Here is a 26,869-nt window from a genome sequence, read left to right as displayed (position 1 = left end):
CAGGAGTCACCGGGAGGCACCTTGGGTGCCTCCCGTCGGGGGGCAGCCTGGGGGCTCGGTGGCCCTTCCGTTCGACCGATGCGGCTACTCTGGATCGAGTGCCCAGGTCCCTTCCTCCCAGCGCTTCAATGCCTGCCCGGCTTCGAAGGGCACGAGCCCCTTGCCCTGGGCGGCTTCTTCCAAAACCGCCTTCGCCGCGGCCGTCCGGTAGCGGAGCAGATGGGCGGCGGCCATGACACGCACATCCATGCGCTCATGCTTGAGCAGGACGAGGAGGGCATCACGCCCTGCGTTTCCATTGGCCAGGAGTTCGTCGACGGCGGCACCGTACTTCCTGGCGTGCTTGTTCCCGGTCTTGGCATCTCCTCGAAAGATGGCCTCGGTCTGCGCCGCCACGTTCAGCGCGAACTGCTCGACCAGTGTCTCCAACGTCATCGCCAGAACCCCTTCGCCACGTTCTCCATGGCCTGCAGCCCGAAGTCACGCTGGGCCTCATAGGACCGCGTGCTCAACCATTGCCGCACGGTCAAGGTGCTGGAGCCCGTGATACTACGCCGGATCGACGAGTAGAGAGCGCTGACGTCGGCGTGCAGGCTCTTGTCCAAAGGGATGATGTTCTCGGTGTTGTGGAGGGCCTGGGGGCCAAAGCGGTTCACGTTGCCCGGGGTCTGCTCGACGATGTGGTGCCACTCCTTGTTCTTGCCCGCCGGGCCCATGGCCTTCTTGAAGCCACTGAACGAGCCCCAGGCCCTGTAGCCCATGGGACGCGCCTTGGCGGAGGCGCCGCCGCCCGTGTCTTTGGCCGCCATGGCCACGGCACCGGGGGCGAGGGCGATGGTGACGGTCTCGGCGCTCACGGTCACCGCTCCCACGTCCGCGACCGCCGCGAGCCTGAGGCCCACCTGCGCTTCGGCCTGCACCGCTGCCTGCGCGGCGCCTGGGAGCCTTGGCACCTTCGACCCCACCCCCGCCGCCGTGTTTCCAATGGCGGCCACGGCCAACATGGCGAACGCGCGCGCCGCGTTGCGGCCCATGACCTGGCCGTAGCGCTCGCCCGCCTCGCGGAGCTCGTCAAACGTGGTGGCCCGCTCGGCCTCCTCCACCAGTCGATTGAAGCCCACGATGAGGGTCCAGAACGTATCGACCCCCACGTAGGCAATGAGGGTGGCGGTCATCACGGCGGCCACGCCCTTCGAGAAAGGCTCGGGCACCGCGAGCAAGATGCAGTACGTGGTCCACGTCCAAAGAACCGCCGACATCATGGCCTGGGGGTCGGTCATGTCCTTGAAGGCGTCCAGCATCTCGTCCAACACGACGCCCTGTGCCAAGGCCATGGCCAGGGCGTAACGGCCATCCCCGGTGACCGTGGGGCTCTCCACCAGGAGGCGCAGGCAATCGCCGGGCTTGTTCGTGCGCTCGCACCAGCGCAGGTATGCGCGCGTCAGCTCCACCTCTGTCGCGGGTTGTTCGCCCTCCAGGTGTTCGCCCGGTCCCAACGGGATGACGCGGTGGCCGCGTGGCTCGTACAAGTACGAGCCACTGCGCGAACCCACCTCGAACAACCGCCGGGCCATTTCCTGGGGACGAGTGGACGGCCGCACGTTCTGGGCGAGCGCTTCTACAGCTTCAACGAAGTCGTCTTCGTCCAACTCCACCGGCGCGGCATCGCCGCTGAGTGGGGTGAAGACGATGGGCTCGCCGTTGCCCGTGTGCAGGCGCACGGACTTCGTGGTGCCGCTGCATCCGGCCATCATCACGAGCAGCAGCGGAATCGACCATCGCGGCGACATACGAAGCCCTCCTGGCGATGGCCCCCATTCGTCGGGAGTCCGTCGTCGACTTAAAATCGTGAAATACCAGATAGAGCTGACAGATGCTCCGAGACTTAGCTGCGCCCGTGAGCTGGAGATTCGGGGCGCCGGCGTTTGAGGAAGGGTTCAGGTCTGGGCTTCTCCAACGCGGCCCCGGCCATGCTGGTGCGGGCCCGCCCCTCGCCCCGGATGGACGAGGTGGCGACTGAAACGTTGTCTCTCCCCCGCGAGCGCACCGAAGCGACACACGGCCACGCAATCGAGCCGCCGCTGAGCCGTAGGTGCGTTGGATATCAGAGGGGGAGCAACACACCATGCGTGTCGACGGCTCATCACGCCCGACTCAAACCATCTCATCCGAAGGCGCGACTGAAACAGCCCGGAACGAGACATCGTCTCAAAACCACGTCGTCGAGCAGGAAGACACTTCCGGCACGGAGGGCTTCGACTCGACCTCCCGCTTCGAGGACGGTGACGGCGGCGCCGTCCACCGCGAGCGGCTCCAGCCACCACCACCTCCACCTCCTCCCGAAGAAGAAGAGGAAACCCCCGTCCCGCTTCCGCTGAAGGACCTGAAGCGCGGCGACTCCGGCCCCGAGGTGAAGGCGCTGCAAGATGCACTGGTGACGCTGGGCTATCTCACCGAGGAGCAGGTCGCCACGGGGCCGGGCCAGTTCGGCCCGAAGACAGCGGCGGCACTGGAGCGCTTCCAGGCAGAACACGACGTGACGGCCACCGGCCAGTACGCGGCGGGGACACGCGAGGCACTCACCCAGGCCCTCACGACCCAGGGCGGCGCACGGCGGCCAGCCATGTCCGCCGAGGCCGCGTTCATCACCCAGTTCACCTCCGAGTACAACCCGACGGGTCCGCGCGGCAGCACCAACTGCGGGCCCGCGAGCCTCGCGATGTCACTGGCATACACGGGCCACATGCCCCCGGGGCTCTCCAAGGAGCAACAGGTGGACTACGCCCGCGCGCTGATGAGCCCACGTCGCGAGAGCGAGTTCACCCACGTGAAGGCGTCCGACGGCACGCGCGTGCCGCAGTTGGACAGGGACCGCGAGCTGACGGGCGGCACCATGGTGGGTGATGGCATCAAGGCCGCGGGCCTCGGCTCTCGCTACGGCCAGGGCTGGGAGGCACTGGACCAGCAGCTCGCGGCGGGAAACCCTGTCATCGCGAATGGCCAGACGAACGCGAAGTGGCGCGACCAGTTCCCCGAGCGCATGGGCTCCGGAGACATCGGCCACCTCAACGCCATCCTCGGCAAGACGCCCGACGGCAAGTACCTCGTCGCGGACCCACTGCACACCGGTGGCCCCGTGGCGATGACGCGCGAGCAGCTCGGCGTCTTCTTCTCCCCCACTCGGGGACAGCCGTCCTTCACCGCGCTGGAGGGCGCCTCGCGAGCCACGAGTCCAGCCGCCAACGCGGGCTCCAGCGCGGGCACGAGCGTTGGCGACTCCATCGCGGGCAGGCTCGACGAGGCCGCCCAGGGACTCCCTGTCCCTGAGCCCGAGCTCACCACTCCGAAGTCGGGCGTGGGCATCGTCAGCGTCTCCGCCGGCACGGATGTGAAGACGCGCGCGGCGCAAGACGCGAAGGCGTTGGAGAGCACGCTCAAGAACAGCCTGGAGCAGGGCGCGCGTCAGTTCGAGCAGTTCATCGCCAGCAACCCGGACCCCGTCTACCAGGAGGCGTTCGTCCGCGCCGCCGAGCCGTCCCTGGCGAAGATGGGCCAGCTCTTCGCCGGCGTGTCTCCGGAGACGAATCGCCAGCTCCACCCCCGTCCGCCGCTGCGCCAGCCCGACCTGGACAATCCGGAGGTGCTCAAGAAGCTTGCGGACCAGGAGAACCGCATCGAGCACCAGACGTTCTACTCCCTGACGCGCGCCACGGAGCTCTTGAAGGACCCCGCCGCGGGAATGGTGGGCAAGGCCTTCACGCGCGACGCGCCTCCGGGCTTGGTGAACATGTCGATGACGAGCGCGGTGCGCACCGCCGTCAACTTCGGGCTCGGCACTCGACTCGCGTTCGACATCGAGCGCTCGCTGAATCGGAGGGAAGTGATTGCGCCGGGCAGCACCGCGCCCACGTACGGCAAGGACCAGGCGGCGCTTCACCGCACGCTGTGGAGCGCCATCGACGGCGTGCGCGGCGACTTCGCCATGGCCGCGGAGAAGGCGGAACTGCACCAGAAGAAGCTCACCGCGCTGCTCGGCGGCCCCTCCGCCATCCTCACGCCCCAGCAGCAGAAGGACTTCATCTCCGCCTATGTCGGGCAGGCCGGCATCCAGAAGGACCTCGCGGAGTTCGAGCGGCTGGGCAAGCTGCTCGCCACCGCCGCGCCGGACGGCGTGCCTCAAGGCTCGGATGACCCGCGTGTCGCCGCGCTCGCTCGCGAGCTGCCCCGCATGGCGGAGACACAGGGCGGCGCCAGCTACCTCGCCGGACAGCTCGCGGCCAAGGCGGAGGACGCACCGCTCTTCCTCGACGTCGTGGGCAAGCTGAAGGACGGCAAGGACTTCGACGAGAAGCTCGCCCTCGCGCTCGTGAAGAGCGCGGGCACCGGCGCCCTGCTCGCGGCCGGCGGCAAGTCCCCGGGCACCGCCCAGAAAATCTTCGACGGGCTCGCGCGCTGCTCGGATGTGTTCGGCATGAAGCCGGACGACATGAAGGCCTACGTCCGCCTGCTGCGGACCATCAAGCCAGGCACCTCCGAAGCGGACGTGCGCAAGACGACGCAGTCCCTGAACGCCCTCCTGACGGAACAGGAGACGGGCCTGCCCTACAGCGCGAACTCTCCTCGGGGACAGGCGCTGCGCGGGCTGGGGTTGCTCGTCGTCGGCACGGCGTTCGCCGGAGACGCCAGCAACTGGAGTCAGGCGGACCTCGCCGCGAAGCTCAAGATTGTCGGCGACGGCCTCAGCTTCACCGCGGACGGCGGAGTGTTCCTCGCTGGCGTGCTCGGCAAGACGGCGACGGCGGCTTCTACCGTCGCGGCGCTCGGCAAGGCGTCCGCCATCGGCGCGGTGCTGGGCGCGGCGGGAGACGCGTTGCAGAGCTTCCAGTACCTGCGCGAGGGCGACGGCTGGAAGGCCAGCGCGTCCGGAGCCCAGGCCCTGGGAGGCGCGTTGATGGCGGGAGCGGCGCTCTTCAGCTGGGCACCGGGCTTCCAGGTGCTCGGCGCGGCCCTGTTCCTCGGAGGACTCGGCGCCAAGTACCTGGACCCGGAGAAGGAGCGCACCCGCGAGGAGCAGGTGAAGCTGCTCACCGCCAGCGGCATGGACGCCACGCTCGCGCGCAACCTCATCACGCTGGGGCCGGAGCTGCTCGACCAACGGCTGTGCCAGGACCTGGCCATGTCGCCGGAGCAGGTGCAGAAGCTCATCGCGGACCACCCGTCGCTGGGGCAGAGCGCCACCCACCTGGACAGCCTGGTGCAGGCCGCCGACGCCATGAAGATTGACGGCGCGCGCTTCCAGGAGTTCCTCGAGCGGCTCGCGAAGGCCCACGGCGTCGACGTGGGCACCCTCGCCCGCGAGGTGCACACGCGCTTCTTCGGACACCCGCCCTCCAGTGGCGCGGGCGGCGGCGAGGTGTACCTCTCCCAGGCCCATGAGTTCCGCGCCTGGGTGGAGTCACGCACGCCCGAAGTCGCCACGTGGGCAAAGCAGAACGAGACGCGCTGAACCCGCATCGGTCGAAGTGGGCGCGCGACAACACTCGCCGCGCGCCCGCACCCGACGCCCTTGTCGACAACGCAACGCGGCACCCGCGTAACCTGATGAAACTTCAACGCGGAGCACCGTCACGCCTTTCTCGACTTGCCGCGTTAGCAGGTCTTCGTTTGACTTTCTTTGCCGTCCGAAGAAATAGAATCATGGGTTGAAAGGAAAGGACCGCTCGGACGCAGAACCGTCTCGGTATGCGCTGGCTCACCCCCTCCCCTACTTTCTCCAGCGGCCCGCTTTTCGTCCCCATGCGATTACCAACCCCTTTTGTGCAGGCCACGCACCGTGTCAGGAGTCTGCTGACGCGGGTGTGTGCGACAGCGGTAGCAGTGGGTGTGATGGCGTTCGGCGCGGACGCGAGCGCCCAGGCCGGAAACCTCGCGCTCAACCGACCGACGGTGACGTCGTCCGCGGAGCCGGGACTCACGGGCAACTACGCGGTGGATGGAGATGGAGGCACGCGGTGGGGCAGCACCTTCACCGCGAACGAGTGGATCTACGTCGACCTGGGAGCGAGCACCACCATCAGCCGCGTGGTGCTGACGTGGGAGACGGCGTACGCCATCGGCTACAAGGTGCAGACGTCCCCGGACGCGGCGAACTGGACGGACCTCCGCACCATCACCGACGGCGACGGCGGGACGGATGACCTGACGGTGTCAGGCACGGGCCGCTACGTGCGCATCCTCGGCACGGTGCGCGGCGCGGTGGACTACGGCTATTCGCTGTGGGAGTTCGCCGTCTACAGCGGCACGGCCACCACGGGCGACCTGGCGAAGAACCGTCCCGCCACGGCCTCGACGGTGGAGGGCAACGCGGCTCACCTCACGCCGGGCTATGCGGTGGACGGCAACACGACGACGCGCTGGTCCTCGGACCCGCTGGACGGCCAGTGGATTCGCGTGGACCTGGGCTCGGCGAGGACGCTCGGCAAGGTGGTGCTGAACTGGGAGGGCGCCTATCCGTCGACGTATGCGATTGAAGGCTCGACGAATGACAGCACCTGGTCACCGCTCGCGACGAACATCACCGACGGCGCGCCGGGCCGCCGCGAAGTCACCGTGTCCGGCTCCGCCCGCTACGTACGCGTGCGCGGCATCACCCGAGGCACCGGCTACGGCATCTCCCTCTGGGACTTCGAGGTCTACGCGCCCGGTGACGGACCGCAGGAGCCGCCGCCGCAGACGACGAACCAGACCATCAAGCTGATGTTCCCGGAGCTGGCGTACGCGAAAATCAACGTCTCGCCCGCGCCCATCAGCGTCACGCCCACGCCGGAGGAAGGCAACACCACGCCGTCGGTGCGCAACCCGCCCGGGCCCTTCACCTACGAGCTGACCTTCGCTCCCAACACGACGATTACGCTCTCCAAGAATCAGTTCTCGCCCACCGCGCCCAACACGGACATCCGGCTGGCGGTGACGACGTCCACCGGCACGGTGCTGCGCGGGCAGAGCGTCACCTCGCTCGCGGTGCAGGGCGCGGAGTGGAAGGTCGAAATCTTCACCACGGGCGGGCCTCCGGACGGAAGAGACCGCACCATCATCCCGGACCCGTACCAGGCGCCCGCGCCTCCCGCCATCGCGGGTGCGTTCGCCGTCGTCGCTCCGGCCAACAACGCCATGGTGACGAACACGCGCCGTCCCACGTTCCAGTGGGCCGCCGTCGCGGGCGCGGCCAACTACAAGCTGTATCTGAACATCAGCCGCGTCGACTACGACTGGATGGCCGCCGGCAGCCTGCTGGACCGCTACACGCTGATGACCACCACGACGGGCACGTCATTCACGCTGACGCAGGACCTGCCGGACCGCTGGACATACAAGTGGTACGTCGTGGCCACGCAGGCCAGCGGCACCACCAGTCGCTCGGACTTGCGCCAGTTCAGCCTGTACCTGCCGGTCGTCGAGACGGCGGCGGACGGCGTCGCGCTCATCAACGGCATGCGCGACTTGAACAAGAACGGCGTCATCGACCCGTACGAGGACTGGCACAACCCCATCGTCACCCGCGTCAACGACCTGATGGCGCGGATGACGACGCGCGAGAAGGCGCTGCAGATGTTCTACGAGGCCAAGACCTTCCCCGAGGCGGGCTTCACCATGGGCCCCTTGAGCCCGGAGGACATCGTCAGCTTCCAGCGCGCCTCGGCGGGCACGCGGCTGGGAATCCCGAACGTCGACGCGGGTGACTCCATCCACGGCTACAAGACGAGCTGGCCCACGCAGCCGGCGCTGGCCGCCTCCAGGGATTTGGACACCGTCTACGAGCTGGGTGACATGCAACGCCGCGAGCAGCTCGCGGTGGGCAGCCGAGGCACCCTGTCGCCGCTGGCGGAGGTGGGCACCAAGGTCCTCTATCCGCGCATCCAGGAGGGCAACGGCGAGGACGCGGACCTGTCGGCGGGTCTCACCCGCGCGCTCATCGCGGGCCTGCAGGGCGGTCCCGAGGTGAACCCGCACTCCATCTGGGTCACCACCAAGCACTGGCCCGGCCAGGGCGCGGGCGGCGAGGCCGGAATCACCTATGACGGCACCACCATCCACTACCACATGCGTCCGTGGCACGCGGCGCTGGAGGCGGGCACCAGCGGCATCATGCCCGGCTACGCGGGCAGCTGGCTGTTGGGCCCGGAGGGTTACGGCGCCGGTGACAGCGTGGGCATCCTCAACTACCTGCGTGTGAATCTCGGGTACCAGGGCGTCATCTGCTCGGACTGGCTGCCGTCGGGTGCGTGGACGCGCTCGGCGACGGCGGGCTCGGACGTCATGGGCGGGGCGAACCCCGCGCAGATGGGCGACTTCGAGACGGCGGTGCCCATCGCCCGCATCAACGACTCCGTGCGCCGGATTCTGGACCTGAAGTTCCGCCTGGGCATCTTCGAGGACCCGTACCGCAGGGGCCTCGCGGGCACGTCCGAGTGGCACACGGCGGACCACAAGGCGCTGGTGCGGCGCGCGGCGCAGAACGCGATGACGCTCTTGAAGAACGACGGTGCGCTGCCGCTGCGGCTGGGCGCGGGCTCGAGCATCGTCGTGGCGGGGCCTTGCGCGGATGCGGGCCCCTGCATGGTGACGTGGCGCTCGGACTTCCACGGCACGGAGTTCGGGGACCTGACCATCTACCAGGCCATCAAGCAGCGCGCCGAGGCGGCCGGCATCACCGTCTACAAGGACAACGCTCCGGCGGGAGTCACGCCCAACGCGGCCATCGTCGTGGTGGGCGAGAGCTACTTCACCCACGGCACCGAGTGGGACAAGGAGAAGCCCTACCTGCCCGGAGACCCGATTGGCCCGGCGCATGATGCCAAGTGGGGCAACCAGTACGGCCTCATCACCGGCTTCCGCGCGCGCAACATTCCCACGACGACGGTGCTCATCCTGCCGCGTCCGTATGTGCTGACGAACGTCGTCCCGCAGACCAATGCGCTCCTGGTGGCGTACCGGCCTGGAGACTCGGGAGGCCCGGCCGTGGCGGACATCCTCTTCGGCGACGTGTTCCCGCGCGGCAAATTGCCGTGGCAGTTGCCCAGGGGCATGGACCAGGTCGGCACCGACGTGGAGAACAACCAACTGGAGCAGTGGGACATCCCGTTCGACTTGGGCGCCACCGCCGCCGAGCGGGCGGCCATCAAGTCTCGGATTGCCCAGGGCCTGCCCATCCTGCCCATCTATGGCAACCCGCTGTTCCAGTACGGCGCGGGCATCCAGGGCTTCGGGCTGACGGATGCGACGCCGCCCACGGCGTTCACGTTGCAGACGCCGGCACCGGGCTCCACCATCACCACGCGGCCGAACTTCACGTGGACGGCGAGCAGCGACCCGCAGACGGGCATCCACCGCTACGAGGTGTTCCTGGACGGCAGCCCCTTCCCTGTCGCGACGACGCGCACGAACTCCGCGCCCGTCATCAACGCCGCGCTGGGCAACGGCGCGCACACGTGGTTCGTGAGGGCCTACAACTGGGCGGGCGGTGTCACGCAGTCCGCCACGGCGACCTTCACGTTGAACGACACGGCGCCTCCGGCGGCCTTCGCGGCGCTGGTGCCCGCGGCGGGCGCGGCGGTGCCGGGTGCGTCGACGACGTTCATCTGGGAGCAGACGACGGACGTGGGCGCGGGCGTGTCCAGGTACGTGCTCGTGGTGGACGGCACGGACCGCGCGCCGGACGTGACGCCGAAGGCCTACGTGGGCACGTCGACGAACCTGGCGCTGGCGAAGAACGTCTCCGCGACGTCGTCGGAGTTCGGCAGCCCCAACGACGCGGTGGACGGCAACGTCACCGCCACGCGCTGGTCCAGCCGCACCGACGTGGCCAGCCCTGACACGGAGTCCATCACCGTGGATCTGGGCGCCGTGTACTCCATCAAGCGGGTGAACCTGTTCTGGGAGGCGGCGTACGGCAAGCAGTACGCCATGGAGGCCTCCGTGGACGGCACGACGTGGAGGGCCGTGTACACCGAGGCCAACGGCAATGGCGCGCAGGATGACCTGCTCAACCTGAGCGGCGTGGGCCGTTACGTGCGCATGCGAGGCATCCAGCGCGCCACGGGCTATGGGTACTCGCTGTGGGAGTTCGAGGTGTACGGCGTGGGGACCGAGCAGACGACGCTGACGGGCCTCGCGGCGGGCAGCCACACGTGGCGGGTGCGGGCGGTCGACGGAGCGAACAACACCACGCTCTCCAGCGGCCCCATCACCTTCACCAAGTAGTCGGCCCGCACCGGGACGAGGGGAAGACGGCGGCTGACCTCCCGGCCGTCTTCCCTTCGCGTGTCGGGGCAAGCCCTGGTGCCAATACTCACAACGAAGCAGCACGGGCTCGCTCATGGCGAGCGCCCGGTTCTCCGAGCCGCGCTTCTTCCGGATGCATGTGACACGGCAGCACCCGGTCAACAGTCGTACAACCGACGCCACTCTGTCCCCATCGCGTCGCGTGACAACCTGTCACGACACCCTGTCACCCGTGAATCCGCGACGCGTGACAGGAGGGGTCTTCGCCAGGCCCGCAAGACAACGCGGGCCCGCCCCGGCGCGACGCGGCCCCGAGTGAAGACAGACACGCGCACGTCCCTGGCATCGAGCTTGCTCTTGTCTCCTTCACCCTTCACGGGGGAGGAGGCAGGACACGATGAAGCACAAAGTCTTCTGGCGGTACGCGGGGTTCCTCTCTGGCGCGCTCATCCTCGCGGGAGCACTGGTCGCAGCACGCACGTTCCATCTCTTCACCAAGCCCCCGCTCGACGATTCCGACTCGAGCGTGGACATCCGAAGCGTGGGCGAGAACGCCTACGAAATCACCAGCAAGGACCCGCTCGTCGACACGTTGCAGCCCCGGCACTCGGAGATGGCGATGCAGGCCCGCATCGTCCCCGCCTTCAAGGATGGCAAGGCGCAGGGCTTCAAGCTCTTCTCCATTCGCGAGGGCTCGCTCTACGACAAGCTGGGCTTCCAGAACGGCGATGTCATCCAGCGCGTCAATGGAATCTCGCTCGACACGCCGGAGAAGGCGCTGGAGACCTACGCGCTCTTGAAGACCGCCCGCAGGCTGGAGGTGGACCTGCACCGCGACGGAGCCCCGCTGCGCAAGGTCTATGACGTGAAGTAGGGGAAGGACAGCACAGGCCCGGAGACGGGGACGCTCGTGACGAGCGCCCACTCCATCCCGGGCCCACGGACCACTCAACCCAGGTTGTGGAAGACGCGCTGCACGTCGTCGTCCTGCTCCAGCGAGTCCACCAACTCGAGGACCTCGTTGGCCTTGTCCTCGGGCAGCTCGATGAGGTTCTCCGCGATGTACTCGGAGTCCGCCGAGATGGGCGTCAGGCCCTTGGCTTCAATCGCCGTCTGCAGCTTGCCGAAGTCGGAGAAGTCACACCGGATGATGAGCTGCTTCTCGCCCTTCTCACCCGTGCCCTCGCCCAACTCCTGGAGGCCGTGGTCGATGAGCTCCAGCTCCAGCTCGTCCTGATTGAGCCCCTCCGGGTTGAGGCGGAACACGCCCATCCGCTTGAACATGAACGCGACGCTGCCCGCGTTGCCCATGTTCCCGGAGTACTTGTTGAAGCGCATGCGCACGTTGGCCACGGTGCGCACGACGTTGTCCGTGGCGGTCTCCACCAGCAGCGCGATGCCGTGGGGCGCGTAGCCCTCGTAGAGGACGATTTCGTACTGCGTCGCCGTCTGGCCGCTGGCGCGCTTGATGGCGGCCTCGACCTTGTCCTTCGGCATGTTGGCCGCACGGGCATTCTGGAGGACCCGGCGCAGCGTGGAGTTCGTGTCCGGATTGGGCCCACCGGACTTCACCGAGATGGCGATGTCCTTGCTGATCCGCGTGAACACCTTCGCCATCTTGTTCCAGCGGGCCATCATCGTGGCCTTGCGCGTCTCGAAAATGCGTCCCATGGGTCGATGCGACTCTTTGGTAGGGGGGCGTTGAAGCGGTGCGGCCAATCTAGCGCAACTCGGGTGGGGCGCCCGCGCTTCGTGTGCGGGGCGGCGGCCTACCCGGCGCTCGGTCCACGAAACGGGCGGGCGGCGACCTCCAGGCCACCGCGCCAGTCCCCTCCCAAGGGCCCTGCGAATGACTCAGCGCGCCTGCTGCGCGGGAGCCTGGGGCTGCGCCTGCTGCGCGGGCGTGAGGCTGTTGGCCCCCGTCCCCTGCTCGCCGTTGGCGAAGGCCCGCTCCATGTGGGCGTCGAGCTGCCCCACCGCCATCAGCCCCGCCATCCGGAAGTCGGAGATGAAGGACCAGAGCGGGTACTTGAAGCTCGCGGGCTTGTTGCGCTCGATGAAGAAGTGGCTGAACCACGCGAAGCCGTAGGCGGCGACCAGGGCGGCCGGCACCAGGGCCCCGCGTCCGGTGACGATGGCCGCCACGCCCGTGGCCAGTCCCAGACTGGTGCCCACGAAGTGGAACCGTCGAGTCACGGGCAGTGAGTGCTCGCGCAAGTAGAACGGCCAGAACTCGCCATAGGTCTGGAGGGGCTTGGGCATGGAGTGAAGTTGTGTCCAGGCAGGGGCATCCCGTCAACCCGCTCCAGGTCGGAGCGTGAAATCAGGGCCCTCGACGGCCCCCGAGGGCATGGCCAGCGAGCGGGCAAGCGGCCCCCTGGTGCGCATTTCCCGACAGGTGGGCCCCCTCCCCCGCCGGGGACGACCGGACTCCGAGCCCGGGGCTACTTCTTCACCTTCTTCGCGGCGGCGCGGAAGCACGCCTCGAACTTCTGGGTCTTGCTCTGGACCAGGCCCAGGTGCTTCATCATCGCCATCGTGGCGGAGCTGCTCCTGTCGCGGATCTCCGTATCCATGCACGTCATCGCCGCGTCCCAGCGCGAGCACATGCCCGTGTCGCTGAAGAGGTTCTGGCCCTGGATGCACTTGTCGAGGAGCGGCAGGAACCCCTTCACCGTCGACTGGGCACACGGCATCAGGTGCTTGTCGAAGCAGGCCGACGCCTCCTTGAGGAAGCGCTCCGGGAGCGGCTTCTCACCGACGACGGCGCACACCTTCGCCCGGTCCTCTTGAATCGTCTTGAAGAGCGCCAGCGTGGTGGACATGGTGGCCCCCGCCACCTCGGGACATTGCTGGGCCCGTGCCCGCAACGGACAGATGGCGATGACGGCGACGAACAGCACTCCCGCGAATCTCGACATGTCGTGCTCCTGGTGCCCCGCCCACCAGAGGGTGCCGCCGTGGACGTCCGGGCGTTCTCCTGAAGTTCTAGCGCCAGGGACAGCACTAGAAAAAGCAGGAAAACCAGTACCTCTGGTATGAGGGCTCGCGGCCTCTTGGGACGGCTTCTCGCCCCCCTCGTCGCCCCTGGCGCATGCCGTCGCTCCACAGTTTTCCGCTCGTCATGCATCGCGAGACGGGCCCTCTCCACCTCGTACACGGGTCGTGGGAGACTCGGAGCTGATGACGGATTGGATTCCCAAGCCGAACCCCCAGGTGGACCTGCGCTCCCTGGTGCTCAGCGCGGAAGAAGGCTTCGTGCTCTCGCGGCTGGATGGAGCGACCGCCGCGCGGAATCTGCCCGCCCTCACCGGTCTGCCGCCCGAACGACTCCAGGGCATCCTCACGCGACTGGTGTCGCAAGGCGCGCTGCTCCCCGCCGCGCAGCAACCAGCGCCCGCCGCCACGAGAAGTCCCGCCGCGAGCCCCACGCCGCCCCTCCCCGGCGCCGCGAGGCCCCTGGCCACGATGCCCCCAGGTGGAGCAGCCACGGGAGGCCCTGTTGTCACGGTCCCCTCCCCTGTCGGTGGCTCGGCGCCCGCACCGCGCACCGCCTCGCCCTCCACGGTGAGCCCGGGCTACGAGCCGCTCGCCGCACCCGCCACGGAAGCCTCGTCGCCGGACGACGAGGAGCTGCCGATGCTCGACCTGCTGCCCCAGGAGGCGGAGGAGCCCGACTCCTCGGAGTCCGGAGCCCCTGACGGCGAGGCTCCGGAAGAGGACACGGAGGACGTGCCTGAAGTCGCGCTGGGCAACTTCCGCCAGCTCTTCGAGACGCGGTTGCATCCGCAAACGGAGGATCAACGCGTGGCGCTGGCTCGCGCGTGTGAGGACCCGGAGCTGTCCGCGCTGTGCTTCGACCCGCTGCCTTCCGTCGTCAAGGCGGTGCTGGAGAACTCTCGTGTGGGGCTCGCGCATGCGCGGCTCATCGCGCGCAACCACCGCAACCCCGTGGGACTGGAGGCGCTCTGTGGCCGCGCGGCCTTCACGGCGGACACGGGCGTGCGCCGGTGGCTGGTGCGCAATCCGCAGCTGCCCTCGGGACTCTTCCGGCGCCTGTGGAGCTCGCGGCGACTGATGGAGCTGTACAAGGTGACCATCGACCGCGACGTACCAGAGGGAACGCGGCGCTCTTCACGCGAGGTCCTCCGTCAACGCTTCACCACCGGCCCCGCCGAGGAGAAGGTGGAGCTCATCCTCAACACGGAAGGCCGAGCACTCGCGTCGCTCATCGGCATGTCCGTGGACGGCAAGACGGCGTCTCTCTTGTGCGGGCGCACGTATCGCTCACCGATGCTCATCCAGAACATCGCCCGCTGGAGCGCGGCGCCACCGCCCCTCATCGCGCACCTGTTGAAACAGGAGGCGGTGCGCCGCCAGCCTCAGTTGCGCATGTTGCTCACGCGCCACCCCAATGCTCCGGCGGACGTGAAGCGCGGCGGCGGCTGAACCTCACGGCCTGCGCGCGGTGAGGATGGGCTGGTGGAAGCCGGTCTCCTCGGGCGAGTACCAGCGCGTATCCATCAGCCCCGCCCGGGTCAGCGCGCGCTCCACCTCCACGCGCTGGAGGGCCCGGTAGACGCCGGTGTGCTCCGTCGCCTGCCAGCCCGCGCCCTCGGGACGGAGGATGAACTGGTGCACCGTGTACGTGCGGCCGTCGGCGGCCCAGTCCCAGACCTGAAACAGAATCCGGCGCCCCTCGGGGGCATCCAGCACGCGCTCCGAGGTGAAGCGCGGCTGCTGCGCCATCAACAAGTCGTAGTCGCGCACGCTCAGCGCCAGCATGCCGCCCGGCTTCAGCTTGGAGGCCATCGCGTGCGCCGCGGCATCCAGGTCCTCGTCGGTGAGCAGGTGCGGCACGGCGTTGTCGAAGGCGAGCACCAGGTGGAAGGTGCCTGACACCTGCGTGTCCAGATGCCGCATGTCCGCGACGCCCGTGGTCAGCGTGATGCCCATGGCGCGCGCTTCGCGCTCGGCGCGAGCCACGGCTGCGGGGCTCAAGTCCGTGGCATGGACGACGTAGCCTCGGCCCGCGAGCCCCAGGGCCTGGGTGCCGATGCCGCACGCGCAGTCCAGCACGCGCCGAGGGGGAGGCTCGCCACAGCGGCGCAGCAGCGCATCCAGCGCGGCGCCCTGCCGCTCCACCGACTGCGCCCAGTTGACGAAGAGCAGGTGGTACTCCTCCGCCAGCCCCTCGTAGAACCCGAGCACGGAGTCACTCATGCGCACGGGCTCCGTGAGCACAAGTCCCGTCTTGGAGTGAGTCGCTCCGGAGGTCTCATGTCCCGAACGACCGTCCCTCCACGGCCTCGATGGCGGCGCGCAGGTGCGCGGGCACGGGCACGGTGTCGTTGGTGACGTAGTTCAGGGTGACGATGACGGCGGTGCCCTTCGTGTAGAGCACACCGTCCTCCTCGCCGAACACGGCGTGCTCCAGCGTGACGGACGTCGTGCCGATGCGGGAGACGCGAGCGCAGGCCACGAGGCGCGCCGGGAAGACGACGGGGCGCACGTATTCGGCCTGGGTGGCCTTGAGGATGGGGCCCACGCCGCCCGGGGCCCGGGTCTCTCCCGTGCCCGACGGGCCCGTCATTCCGATGCGCACGAGGTAGGAGATGCGGGCGGACTCGAACCACGTGAAGGTCCGAGCATTGTTGGCGTGGCCGAACGCGTCCATCTCACTCCAGTGCAGGGTGAAGGGGACGGCAACGGGGAAGTCCTGGGAGGTGAGGTCCGCCATGTCGGGCAGGGTGCCCCAGTCGAGGCCATGAGGGAACGAAGAACACCGCCTGCCTGCCCTCCAGTCAGGGGCCGTGGCCGTGATAATCCAGCTACACGATGAGTCCACGACTCCAGATCTCCGCGCTGGCCCTCATGGGGCTCGGTATCGCCACTCCAACCTGGGCCGGCGAGCCCGCGCCCCAGACATCGCCCGGTGTGAGCTCGCCCCGTCCGACTGTCGACACATCGCGAGCCACCGCCGCGCCAGGCGCGAAGCCCACGCCACCCGCCGACACGCGAAGCGCTCACGCCTCGAGCCCCACCGCCGCGCCGGGCGCGAAGCCCGTGCGACACCGCGTCACCACCGCCGAGGCCCCGCGTCACATCATCGCGGGAGGCAAGGGCCGCGCGACGCTGTTCCTCAACGAGGGCACGGGCGCCACCGCCGCCTCGCTGACGCTGCTGGAGCTCCAGCCCGGAGGCGAGGTCCCCGAACACACGCACGACACGAGCGTCGAGATTCTCTACATCGAGGAAGGCGCCGCGGACATGACGGTGTCGGGGCAGACGATGCGCGTGAGCAAGGGCGACGCGGTCTACATCCCCGCGGGAGCGAAGCACTCGGCACGTGTCGTCTCTCCAGGCGCGCCCTTCAAGGCCGTGCAGGTCTACGCCGGCCCCGGACCCGAGCAGCGCTTCACCCAGGGCCCGAGGGAGAACATCCCCCATGGCAAGTGAGCGGGACGGGGCGGCGGCGCGCAAGGACGGCGAGGCACCCGCGACACAGTCCGCGAAGGTGACGACGGGTGAGCGTCCTCACCTGGTGGAGTCGAGAAACGAAGCCGCGCTCATCTCCGACAGCGGCACGGCGACGAAGCCTCGGCGGCACGCGGGCATGGTGCGCTGGCTGCACCCGGCCCAGCTGTTGCGCACGGGCCTGGATGCGCTCGTGGCGGCCGTGTTCGGCGCGCGCGCGGACCATCGCCTCATCGAAGCGGTGGTGCGTCCGCAGGAGCCCTACTTCGACTACTCGCAGGAGACGCTGCCCGACGGCGACTTCTGGCTCGACTACGTCGCGGACACGGGAGACGGCTGGGACTCCACGTACACGGTGGCGCGACTGCTGGCCCTGCCGGAGCTGAAGCTGACCGTGCGAGGACAACCCAGGGCGGGTGAATACGACACGAAGCGTGGACGCGTGCTCGTCTCTGGCGGCGACGGCGTCTACCCCGGCGCCAGCCGTGAGACCTACGAGGAGCGGCTGATACAACCGTACGAAGCGGCCATGCGTCGCTCTGTCGCGCCCAATCCGGACCTGTTCGTCATCCCGGGCAACCACGACTGGTATGACGGCCTGTCTTCCTTCATGCGGCTGTTCTGCGCGAACCGGTGGATTGCCGGACGGCGCACGCGGCAGAGCCGCAGCTACTTCGCGCTGAAGCTGCCGCATCGCTGGTGGCTCATCGGCACGGACGTGCAGCTCAACAGCGACATCGACGTGCCGCAGGTGGAGTACTTCCGGCAGGTGGCGGAGAGCATGGGCCCGGAGGACCGCGTCATCCTCTGCAACGCGGAGCCGGCGTGGATTCTCGCGGCCACGCAGCGACGCAAGGGCAGCTACCTGGAGAACAACCTGGAGTACCTCCAGGAGAAGGTGCTCGGCCGGCGCATCAGCGTCTTCCTCGCCGGAGACCTGCACCACTACCGGCGCCACGAGGATGCCGCGGGCCGGCAGAAAATCACGGCGGGCGGAGGCGGCGCGTTCCTGCACCCCACGCACGCGCCCAAGGCGCACGTGCTGCGCGACGGGTACAAGCTGGAGAAGAGCTTCCCGGACGAGCGCACCTCGCGGAAGCTCGCGCGAAAGAACCTGTTCCTCATCCGCTACAGCCCGCTGTTCGGCTTGATGACCGGGGCGCTGTATCTGCTGCTCGCGCTGGCCGCGTACGCGGAGGTGGGCTCGCTGGGCGTCGCTCAGCTCGGCGACGTCGTGATGGCGGTGGCCAACAGCATGGTGAGCCGTCCCTGGACGATGGTGCTGGGGCTGGGCACCATCGGCGGGCTCATCGGCCTCGCGGATTCAGCATTCGGGAAGTGGCGGTGGTTGGCGGGCACGCTGCACGGACTGGGGCACATCCTCGCGGCCTTCTTCGTGGCCTGGGGTGGGACGTACATCGCGGTGAGCGGGCTGGGCATCTGTCCGGAGCTGACGCCCGACGGACTCAACTGCACGGCGGGCTGGGCACACCTGGCGGGCAAGTTCCTGATGTCCTCGGGGCTGACGTTCCTGGGCGGCTTCCTGGTCGGCCCCTTCGTCATGGGGCTCTACCTGTGGCTGAGCGTCAACGTCTTCGGGGCGCACTCGAACGAGGCGTTCATCTCGCTGGCGCTGCCGGACTGGAAGAACTTCCTGCGCCTGCACATCAACGAAGCGGGGCACCTCCTGGTGTACCCGGTGGGAATCGAGCGGGTGCCTCGCAAGTGGAAGCAGGTCCACGCCGGTCCCCATGCGCCCGCGTACGAGCCGGATGACTCGAAGGCCACGCCGCCCGCGCTCATCGAACCACCCCTGCGCGTCTAGGCCGTTTTCCCTGGAGGCGGACGTGCCACCTCCGAACGCGGCCGTCCCACAAGCGCACAGTGGATGAGGCTCCCCTGACGACGCACGTCGTCACTTCGCGCCCTTGAGTCGGGGCGTCGGGTTGGCACGCGAATGGCTTTGAGGTGGGGCATGCCCTCTTTCATCCAGGACCTGCGCCACGGCGCCCGCTCACTGCGTCGCAGCCCCGGCTTCACGCTGGCGACGGTGCTGGCGCTGGCGCTCGGCATCGGCGCGAACACCATGCTCTTCAGCGTGGTGAGCGCGCTCCTGCTGCGCCCGCTTCCCCTCCCTGGAGCGGACAAGCTGCTGTCGGTGTGGGGGCAGGATACGCAGCGGACGGACCGGAACACGGGCCTGTCGCGGCTCGACGCGGAGGACCTGCGGCAGAAGGTGAAGTCCTTCGACGGCTTCGTGGCCTTCGACGTCAATGGCGTCACGCTCACCGGTCCGAACCTGGAGCCCGAGCGGGTGGAAGCCGCGGCGGTGTCGGAGGACTTCTTCCGCGTGGCGGGGGTGAAGCCCCTGCTCGGTCGGGTGCTCATCGACGAGGAGTTCCTGCCCAACGGCGCACGCGCGGTGGTGATTTCGCACGGGCTGTGGAAGCGCCGCTTCGGGGCGGACCCGCGCGTCCTGGAGCGCATGGTGGAGATGGAGGGAAACGCCTACCAGGTCGTCGGGGTGATGCCGCAGGGGTTCGACTTTCCGAGGGAGGGCGCCAGCGAGCCGCTGGGGCTCTGGGCCTCGCTGGCCTCGCAGGACTTCATCCGTGACAACTGGGACAGCCGAGGCACGCACCTGCTCGTGGGCATGGCGCGGCTGGCGCCCGGAGCGACGGTGGAGCAGGCGAACGCGGAGGCTCGCTCGGTGATGGCGGCGCTGACGCAGGCGTATCCGGACTCCAACCAGCGCACGAGCGCGACGGTGATGGGCTTGCAGGCGCGGCTGTCCCAGGACACGCGCCGTCCCGCGCTGCTGCTTCTGGGTGCGGTGTCGTTGTTGCTGCTCATCGCCTGCGTCAACGTGGCGCAGTTGCTGCTGGCGCGCGCGCTGGCTCGGCAGCAGGAGTTCGCGGTGCGCACGGCGCTGGGAGCGGGTCGGCTCGCGTTGGCGCGGCAGTTGTTGGCGGAGGGCTCGTTGCTGGCCGTCACGGGCGGAGTGTTGGGATTGCTGTTGGGAACCTGGGGCACGGATGCGCTGAGCGCGCTCCTGCCCGAGTCCGTGCAGCAGGTGCAGACGGTGAGCGTGGACGGACTGGCGCTCGTGTATACGGCGGGGTTGGTGCTCGCGGTGGCGTTGTTGTGCGGGTTGGCGCCGCTGGGCACGGCGGTGAAGGCGAGCCTCGGCGGTCTGCTCCAGAGCACACGTGGCACGAGCGCTAGCAAGTCCGCGTTGCGCTGGCGCGCCGTGCTGGTGTCCACGCAGGTGGCGCTCGCGTTGGTGTTGCTGGTGGGGGCGGGGTTGTTGGTGCGCAGCGCGCAGCGACTTGCGGCGGTGGACCCGGGCTATCGGTCCGAGAACGTGACGCTGATGCGGTACAACCTCCCGGCGGCGCGCTACACGGGCGAGACGATGGCGACCTTCTACGCGCGCTTGCTGGAGCGGGTGCGCGCGCAGGCGGGCGTGGAGGCGGCGGCGCATGTGACGCCGGGCGTGGTGACGGGCGGAGGCATCAGCCTGACGATGGACATCCCGGGTCGGCCCACGGCACCGGGCGAGCAGCAGGACACGAGCTACCGGGCGATGAGCGACGGGGCCTTCGCGACGCTGGGGATTCAGCTGAAGCGGGGCCGGGACTTCACGACTCAGGACACGTTGACGTCGCCGCCGGTGGTGGTGGTGAACGAGTCCTTCGCGCGGCGCTTCTTCCCTGGGGAGGAGGTGCTCGGCAAGCGGGTCATGATTGGTTACGGCGACAAGGTGGAGCGCGAGGTGGTGGGGGTGGTGGGAGACGTGCGAGGGCGGGCGCTGGACAGTCCGGCGGAGCCGGAGCTCTACGCGCCGCTGGGGCAGACGCCGTGGCCGGGGACGACGCTGATGGTGCGCAGCCGCCTGCCGATGGAGAGCGTGGCGGCGGCGGTGAAGGCGGAGATGGCGCAGCTCGACTCGCAGTTGTCGATGCGCAAGCCCACGACGCTGGAGGCGAACCTGGAGCGCTCGGTGGCGGACCGGAACTTCCAGCGGGTGTTGCTCCTGGCCTTCGCGGTGTCGGCGGTGGCGCTGGCGTCGCTGGGTATCTACGGGTTGATGGCGTACAGCGTGGCGCAGCGCAGGCGGGAGCTGGGCATCCGGCTGGCGCTGGGAGCGATGCCGGCGGACGTGGTGCGGCTGGTGATGAAGCAGGCGCTGCGGATGTGCGCGGTGGGCCTGGGTGTGGGATTGCTGCTGGCGCTGGCGATGTCCCAGGTGCTGGAGGGCATGCTGTACGACGTGAGCGCGACGGACCCGCTGACCTTCCTGGCGGTGCCGGTGCTCCTGCTCACCGTGGTGGCGCTGGCCAGTTGGCTGCCCGCGCGCCGGGCCTCGAAGGTGTCGCCCGGCGTGGCGATGTCCGCGGACTGAGGCGCTGACCTGACGGCTCGAGGCTCTCCACCCCGCGGGCCGAGGTGGACCCCGCGCCGACCTGAGAGGAAACATCGTTCCATCAGGTGCGAGCCCGGGCGACAGCGGCTCACCATCGGGTTGTCATCTTTCAGTCCGGCGACGCTCAGCACTGCGCCGGCTCCTCCTGGATTCCCCACGGTGGGAAGTCATTTTCCCACCCCCGTCGGGCATACGCCTTGCTGTGCATCTGGCGGCAGCGAGATGCCCTGGGAGGGTGGATGCGCGGTGGGTGGCGATGGGCGACGGCAGTGGGCATGGCGGTGTTCCTCGGCGCATGCGGTGACTCCTCCGACGCGGACGACATCGATTCGCCTGATGGCCCGGGCCCCTGGCCCACGGACGCGGTGAAGGACTACGCGGCGTCGTTTGGCATTGGCGCCGGTGTCCAGAGCATCGGCGTCGACGAAGGGCACAACATCTGGCTGCTGAAGGGCGCGGAGATCGGCGTGCTGCGTCCCGGCGACACGGCCCCCACGTGGACGCGCGGCGTCGGACAGGCATCGGAGGGCTTCGGGCGGGACAAGAAGGCGCTCGGCTCCACCGTCATCTGCGGCGGCGAGGCGGGGCGCGCCTACGTGGGCTACCACACCTACGAGCTTCAGCCCGAGGTGCCGGAGAAACCCCACGCATACATTCCCGTGGAGGGAGAGCCCCACTACTCCGCGGAGCGCTTCGCGGAGTACCAGAAGGGTGACCTGGACGCGGTGCGCCTGGGGTCCGACGGCAAGGTGGAGTTGGAGGAGCACCTGTGGCGCAGCTCGGGCGTATCCGGCGGGAAGCAGCAGCTTGGCCTCCGCAACACCAATGACTTCCACTACGACGAGGACCGCTCGGTCCTCACCTGTCAGCGGGTGATGCGCGGAAGGGACCGGGGTGATGTCTACATCGGCACCAACCACGGCGTGACGCTGATTCGCGGCCTCACGTACAACAGCCACCGTCACGCGGCCTGGTATCGCGAGACACCGCGCGAGGATGGCAGCGTGTCCCAGTCGCTCCAGGCGGGCTTCAACTGGGGGCTCGGAGTTGGCCCCGACGGTGAAGTGCTGGTGGCCAATGACTGGCTGGTGGGCATCCTCGAGCCCAATGGCGTGCTGGAGGACTTCGACAAGGAGCGCACCTGGGAGGGCCCGGTGCCCTGGAGCTACAAGGGACACAACTCTCAGCTCAACAGCCTGGAGGAGTTCGACCACTGGCGCGCCGTTGCTCGCACGAAGGCGGGTGCCACCTGGGTGGGCAGTCGCGACTTCGGCCTGTGGCGCATGGAGCAGACGGACCGCTCCAGTGCGAACTACACGCGCATCACCGCCCTGCCCTCAGACAACGTGACGGCGCTGGCGGCCACCGACGAGGGCATCGTCTACGTGGGCACCGATGACGAGGGACTGTGGCGCATCGAGGAGGACGCAGAGACGCTCACCCGCCTGGACTCCGTGAATGGAAAGCACGTGCTCCAGCTCGTGTATGACCCCACCGTGGCACCAGCCATGCTCTATGTCCTGACCGACGCGGGTCTCACTGTGTTGCGGGAGTAGCGGGCACCTGCCACGCCAACTTGAGGGGGATCTTCTGGACGAGGGCCTCGAAGCCCCGCCGTGCCTCATCCGGTGGAATCCCCATCTGCTCCTCAATCTCCTTCAACCGCGTATCGTCGACCGTGGCGCTCGGGTCCATGTAGCTGGTGTCACGGTACTCATTGACGAGCAACAGGCGCACCTCCAGCTCGCCCTCCGAATACAGTCCTGCAAGAAGCTCCAGGGCACGCACTCGTGCCGAGAGGGACTCGGACGCAAGCTTCGGGATGAGAAATGCCCTTCCCCGCTCATCACCCAATCGAGCCAGGGCTTCCGCCGCGCCCAAAGAAGTGCGCTCGTCTGGCACCGACAGCCAGGGCACCAGCCACTCTACGGAACCCCTGTCGCCAAGCTTGCCCAATACATGAAGGATAGCCGGGCGCAGCTCGGAGCCCACTTGGCCGAGAAAGGTCTTGAGCGGCTCGACAACGCTCGAATCCCGAATCTCTCCCAAGGCCAATGCGGCCTCAGTCCACGGGAGTCGCGGGTCCAAGAACTGCTCTTTAAAGCTGCCATCTCCCCGAAGTTCCGTGGCAATGAACTCCTCCCCTACCAGCAGCTTCAGCGAACGCTGCATCCATGCCAGCAGTGGCGCGACTGCTAGGGGCGACTTCAGCTCGGCCATGATGCGAACCGCATCGAGGCGGACGGCCACGTCCGGGTCATCAAGCAACAGAATGAGAAGCTCCATATCCGCAGGCTGCATGCGCTCCCACAGGCGCCATGCCAGGGTGTGCCGAACGTTCTCGCTTGGATCGCCAATCACTTCGCGCAGCGCGGCGACGGGGACCGGGCCCGGAAGCAAGGAAAGCGCTTCAACCACAGTGGATCGCATGCCTTCCTCTGGATCCTGGAGCTTTTCGCGGAGGAGTCCCAGGGCACGCACATCACCCAGGCGTCCTAACGCCAGTATCGCCTTCTCCTTCACTTCACGATCCGCGTCCTCGACAGCCTGGGTCAACGGGGCCAGCGCTCGCATATCCTGGATCAATCCCAATGCTTCGGCGGCAGCCGCTCTGAGCGCCGGGTCCTCACTCGTCAGCCTGGGGATAATGGCGTCTACGGCACCCGCCACCCGTGCACCGCCCAAAACAGTCGTCAACGAAAGCAACGCTCCCCTGTCTGCGTTCTCGGAGGTGTATGCAGAGACGAGTTGCTCTATCTGCGACGAGGTGGGCACCCAGCATGTCATATATTGACCAAAGCCGCTCAGCCGGAGCAGCGCCATCGCGGAGGCATGAGATATTGGCCCTCCATGTTTGACCAGAGCGATCAACTCATCTCCATTCACAATGGGAGGCGTTCGGTCGTTCGCCCAGAAGCGCTCCACTGAAAGCCGGAGCGCCGACGCAATGACGTCAAGCTCATCCTCTGCCGAGAGTTTGGCGATCCACGAAGAAACCCAGTCCTGAGGAGTCGTTCCGGCCTCGTATTTCCATTCCGCCAGGAAGTGATTGATGACCTGCCATACGAAACCTCGCTCGCGAGATTCTCTGCTTCTGAACTCCTGCGCCAGCACGCGCATCAACTCCCAATTCCAACGCGTTCTCATCAACGGAGAAATGATGGACGCCAAACCTTGCGACAGCTCCTCGTAATCGAGGTGTTTTACAGTTTCGGACAGGATGCGGTGCGCCAATGCGTCCGAAACATCGGGCTCATCTGCCAAGCATAGTGCCGCGTGGAATGCGCGCAAACCCACTGCTATCTCCAGGGGTTCGCCCGGGAGTGGCGTGAGGATGGCCAGCAACACGGCATCAACATCAACGTGCCGACAGGTGGCGACGCAGAGGCGGAGCACCTCCAGCCAGCTCTCGGCATGCTGTAACTGGGCCTCCTCCGTTCCACTGACCGTCGCCAGCTTCATTGCCAGGGGAGCGACGTTCTCCGCCAGGGAGCCCTGTGGCGCAAAAGGAAAGCAGTAGTCCACGAGGGCTCGCGCCGCGAGGTATTCCTGGAACGTCAGGTGGCGGAACTCATAGACAGGGACGCTCATGCCCAGGTGCTTCTCGTGCCCTGATTCAATCAGGATACCCGTGTATCTCTCGATCAGGATGAGGAAGTCCTCGGGAGAGTGGCGCCGCACATCGTGGAGCCGTGGATACTCTTCCCGGACCTGATGCAGCAGAAAAAGAACTTCATCCCGGCGCAGCCGCTGCACACCACGGTCACACATCGCGTAGGCGATAAACCCGAGCTGCGGCAGCGCTTCCCAGAGTTCGAGCGGGTCGTTCGACTCCGCCCGGCGCCAGTTGAGTAGTACCTGCACCGCCTCCCAGTACAGGTCCGTCCGCCGCCGGGGGAGCTTGCCAACCTTGCGCTTTACGAGCGCCATGGTCGTCAACAGCATCGGGTTGCCCGTGAGCCGCTCAATCCGGTCAGTGCTGTGGATGTCCGAGATCAGCTCCTCCTCTGTCGATGCCCGGCGATCCGCAGGCTCGGTCACGGCACACCAGCGGCGCACGAAGTCGTCCTTGTCCTCGGGGGACAGGTCATCCACCGTGACATGCTCGAAGCCACGACCAATGCGATGCCCCCTCATCTCGCGGTAGCCAACGATGCGCGAGGTCACCACGATGGGAGCAGCCGGCATGGCAACGTGAATCATCTCGAGCTGCTCGCAGAAGCGGACCCGCGCTCCTGCTTCGGAGATTTCATCGAGCCCGTCGATGAGCAGCAGCGCCTCCCCTTCGGCAAGCTTTCGGAGCAGGACCTCTTGCAAGGCTTCGACCTCTGCCTCCGACATCTCCGATTTACGCAACGTATGTCGGAGGATGCTGCTGAGCGAGCCACTGATGGAGACTGCGTCCAGGTCGCGACACCGGACGATGATGGGCAGCCAGTGCCGGTCGGGCAGCGTCGCGATGTCCGGAAGGGCGTTCCATTCTGAGTCCTGCTTCAACCGCAGTAGATAGGCCGTCGCCAGCCACCGGAGGAGCGTGGACTTCCCTGCCCCCGGGTCTCCCAGCACCACCAACCGCTTTGCCTCCGCCAGCCGCTCTCCTAACGGCAAGCGTATCTGCATCTCGGTGTCGGGAACTCCTCGCAGTGAGGCGTCACGACGCTGCTCCAACGCCTTCAGTCGGGCATCGGCCGCCTCATCCTGAGAGGACGCCTCCACCCTGACCCGCAGGGGTACGTAGAGCTTGCGCAGCTCGAGCTTCCGGCTGACGACATCGCGCTCACCCTCTGGCAGGTTGGCCAGATTGATGATGTCGCACGCCTCCAGCGCGAGTTGGCGGTAGCGCCGCTCCGCATCGAACCGCGCCACCTCGGCGGAGGCTCGCTCATCCAGCGGGTAGAACCGCTTCAAGGTTGCCACGAGCCGCTGCTCGGCGGCGACATTGTCCCGCCACCACTCAGGGACTTCCTCGTCGAGTGAGAGGAGTCCGACGTATGCATCTTCCTCCATCTGCACCAGAAAGGTCCGACCACGCCTGCTCTCCCGACTGGCATTCACGAGACGATGGGCAAAGTTCGTACCGACAGCCTTCACCGTCACGCAGACCACCACCGGACCATCCGCCGCGAGCTGTTTCTGCGCTTCCTCCACGATGGACTCGCCGACGAGGACAGTGCCGTGGTGGACGACCTCGTACCCGGCCTCCATGAGAGGCCGGGCAAGGGCTTCGGCCCGCGCCACCTCTCCCTTCGCGTGCGCGATGAAGACCCGCCGCTTCATGGTGGTCACTTGATGGCGCGGAGGAGCTCCGCGACGCCTTTGGTCCAGTCCTTCACGAGGTCGGCGTACTTGATGTCCGCCAGGATGGCCGGAGGCTTTCCGCCTGTGAGCACCACGGGCAACACCTTGACGCCGGGGCCCGACAGCTGACGCGCCAGGGCGGACAGCCACTCGCGGCTCATCCACGGCGCGTCCACGCCCGAGGATGAGTAGCAGAGCACGAGGTAGGCGGCCCCCTCCAGTCCCTCGTTCATCCTGCCGACGATGGAGTCACCGATGTTGAGCTCCCACCCGTCGAACCACACCTTGTGGCCAACAGCCTGGACAGCCTGCGCGAGCCGCTCTGCCTCGGCGGTATCCGAACTGCGATGCGAGATGAAGACGTTTGCCATGGTTTCCCTGGGAGTG

Annotated in this window: 17 protein-coding genes; 8 read left to right on the top strand and 9 right to left on the bottom strand. The window is 67.8% G+C overall.

The window, feature by feature from the left end:
• Positions 1-84: 84 nt before the first annotated feature.
• Together HUA76_RS09505 and HUA76_RS09500 are read right to left on the bottom strand one after the other, a co-directional pair.
• Positions 85-435 (bottom strand): DUF2019 domain-containing protein, encoded by a 351-nt coding sequence (locus HUA76_RS09505; RefSeq protein WP_174453833.1) that lies wholly within the window; start codon positions 433-435, stop codon positions 85-87.
• Positions 432-1,790: a hypothetical protein gene (locus HUA76_RS09500; RefSeq protein ID WP_174460658.1), complete on the bottom strand. Its 1,359-nt coding sequence runs from the start codon at positions 1,788-1,790 to the stop codon at positions 432-434. The genes HUA76_RS09505 and HUA76_RS09500 overlap by 4 nt, the downstream gene beginning before the upstream one ends.
• A 335-nt stretch (positions 1,791-2,125) precedes the next feature.
• Here HUA76_RS09500 and HUA76_RS09495 point away from each other — a divergent pair, with 335 nt between their 5' ends.
• From HUA76_RS09495 to HUA76_RS46250, 3 genes are all read left to right on the top strand, one after another.
• Positions 2,126-5,506 carry a peptidoglycan-binding protein gene (locus tag HUA76_RS09495; protein ID WP_174460657.1) on the top strand — a complete coding sequence of 1,127 codons (3,381 nt, stop codon included), beginning with the start codon at positions 2,126-2,128 and terminating at the stop codon, positions 5,504-5,506.
• 380 nt (positions 5,507-5,886) lie between these two features.
• Positions 5,887-10,260, top strand: coding sequence for a discoidin domain-containing protein (locus HUA76_RS09490; RefSeq protein ID WP_174460656.1), 4,374 nt, complete (start codon positions 5,887-5,889; stop codon positions 10,258-10,260).
• Between the two features lie 418 nt (positions 10,261-10,678).
• The gene (locus HUA76_RS46250) at positions 10,679-11,155 is read left to right on the top strand and encodes a hypothetical protein (protein ID WP_141640399.1); all 477 of its coding nucleotides are present in this window, start codon (positions 10,679-10,681) and stop codon (positions 11,153-11,155) included.
• A 74-nt stretch (positions 11,156-11,229) separates the two neighbouring features.
• Here HUA76_RS46250 and HUA76_RS09480 read toward each other — a convergent pair whose 3' ends face one another.
• From HUA76_RS09480 to HUA76_RS09470, 3 genes are all read right to left on the bottom strand, one after another.
• Positions 11,230-11,952: a YebC/PmpR family DNA-binding transcriptional regulator gene (locus HUA76_RS09480; RefSeq protein WP_174453827.1), complete on the bottom strand. Its 723-nt coding sequence runs from the start codon at positions 11,950-11,952 to the stop codon at positions 11,230-11,232.
• A gap of 183 nt (positions 11,953-12,135) precedes the next feature.
• The gene (locus HUA76_RS09475) at positions 12,136-12,543 is read right to left on the bottom strand and encodes a DUF962 domain-containing protein (RefSeq protein ID WP_141640397.1); all 408 of its coding nucleotides are present in this window, start codon (positions 12,541-12,543) and stop codon (positions 12,136-12,138) included.
• Between the two features lie 182 nt (positions 12,544-12,725).
• Positions 12,726-13,202 (bottom strand): hypothetical protein, encoded by a 477-nt coding sequence (locus tag HUA76_RS09470; RefSeq protein ID WP_141640396.1) that lies wholly within the window; start codon positions 13,200-13,202, stop codon positions 12,726-12,728.
• A gap of 262 nt (positions 13,203-13,464) precedes the next feature.
• Here HUA76_RS09470 and HUA76_RS09465 point away from each other — a divergent pair, with 262 nt between their 5' ends.
• The gene (locus HUA76_RS09465) at positions 13,465-14,730 is read left to right on the top strand and encodes a hypothetical protein (protein WP_174460655.1); all 1,266 of its coding nucleotides are present in this window, start codon (positions 13,465-13,467) and stop codon (positions 14,728-14,730) included.
• Between the two features lie 3 nt (positions 14,731-14,733).
• On the opposite strand, the gene HUA76_RS09460 is transcribed toward HUA76_RS09465, so the two are convergent.
• On the bottom strand, positions 14,734-15,504 hold the full coding sequence (locus tag HUA76_RS09460; protein WP_174460654.1) for a bifunctional 2-polyprenyl-6-hydroxyphenol methylase/3-demethylubiquinol 3-O-methyltransferase UbiG: 771 nt from the start codon (positions 15,502-15,504) through the stop codon (positions 14,734-14,736).
• Positions 15,505-15,559: 55 nt separating this feature from the next.
• On the bottom strand, positions 15,560-16,021 hold the full coding sequence (locus HUA76_RS09455; RefSeq protein ID WP_174453825.1) for a thioesterase family protein: 462 nt from the start codon (positions 16,019-16,021) through the stop codon (positions 15,560-15,562).
• A 98-nt stretch (positions 16,022-16,119) separates the two neighbouring features.
• Here HUA76_RS09455 and HUA76_RS09450 point away from each other — a divergent pair, with 98 nt between their 5' ends.
• The 4 genes from HUA76_RS09450 (at position 16,120) to HUA76_RS09435 (ending at position 22,740) form a co-directional block, all read left to right on the top strand.
• Complete coding sequence (locus tag HUA76_RS09450) at positions 16,120-16,740, top strand: cupin domain-containing protein (protein WP_254614118.1); 621 nt, start codon at positions 16,120-16,122, stop codon at positions 16,738-16,740.
• Positions 16,741-16,897: 157 nt separating this feature from the next.
• The gene (locus HUA76_RS09445; RefSeq protein WP_254614182.1) at positions 16,898-18,583 is read left to right on the top strand and encodes a metallophosphoesterase; all 1,686 of its coding nucleotides are present in this window, start codon (positions 16,898-16,900) and stop codon (positions 18,581-18,583) included.
• Positions 18,584-18,733: 150 nt separating this feature from the next.
• Positions 18,734-21,163: an ABC transporter permease gene (locus HUA76_RS09440; RefSeq protein WP_174453822.1), complete on the top strand. Its 2,430-nt coding sequence runs from the start codon at positions 18,734-18,736 to the stop codon at positions 21,161-21,163.
• 260 nt (positions 21,164-21,423) lie between these two features.
• Complete coding sequence (locus HUA76_RS09435) at positions 21,424-22,740, top strand: hypothetical protein (RefSeq protein ID WP_174460652.1); 1,317 nt, start codon at positions 21,424-21,426, stop codon at positions 22,738-22,740.
• Here HUA76_RS09435 and HUA76_RS09430 read toward each other — a convergent pair.
• Together HUA76_RS09430 and HUA76_RS09425 are read right to left on the bottom strand one after the other, a co-directional pair.
• Positions 22,721-26,461 carry a HEAT repeat domain-containing protein gene (locus HUA76_RS09430; protein ID WP_174460651.1) on the bottom strand — a complete coding sequence of 1,247 codons (3,741 nt, stop codon included), beginning with the start codon at positions 26,459-26,461 and terminating at the stop codon, positions 22,721-22,723. The genes HUA76_RS09435 and HUA76_RS09430 overlap by 20 nt on opposite strands.
• Positions 26,462-26,466: 5 nt before the next feature.
• Positions 26,467-26,853 (bottom strand): toll/interleukin-1 receptor domain-containing protein, encoded by a 387-nt coding sequence (locus HUA76_RS09425; protein WP_174460650.1) that lies wholly within the window; start codon positions 26,851-26,853, stop codon positions 26,467-26,469.
• Between the last annotated feature and the right edge of the window lie 16 nt (positions 26,854-26,869).

It is taken from the genome of Myxococcus sp. CA056 (genome assembly GCF_013336715.1).
GTDB lineage: Bacteria > Myxococcota > Myxococcia > Myxococcales > Myxococcaceae > Myxococcus > Myxococcus llanfairpwllgwyngyllgogerychwyrndrobwllllantysiliogogogochensis.
The sequence above is the reverse complement of the archived record's forward strand: the minus strand, read 5'-3'. Positions and strand labels throughout refer to the sequence as shown.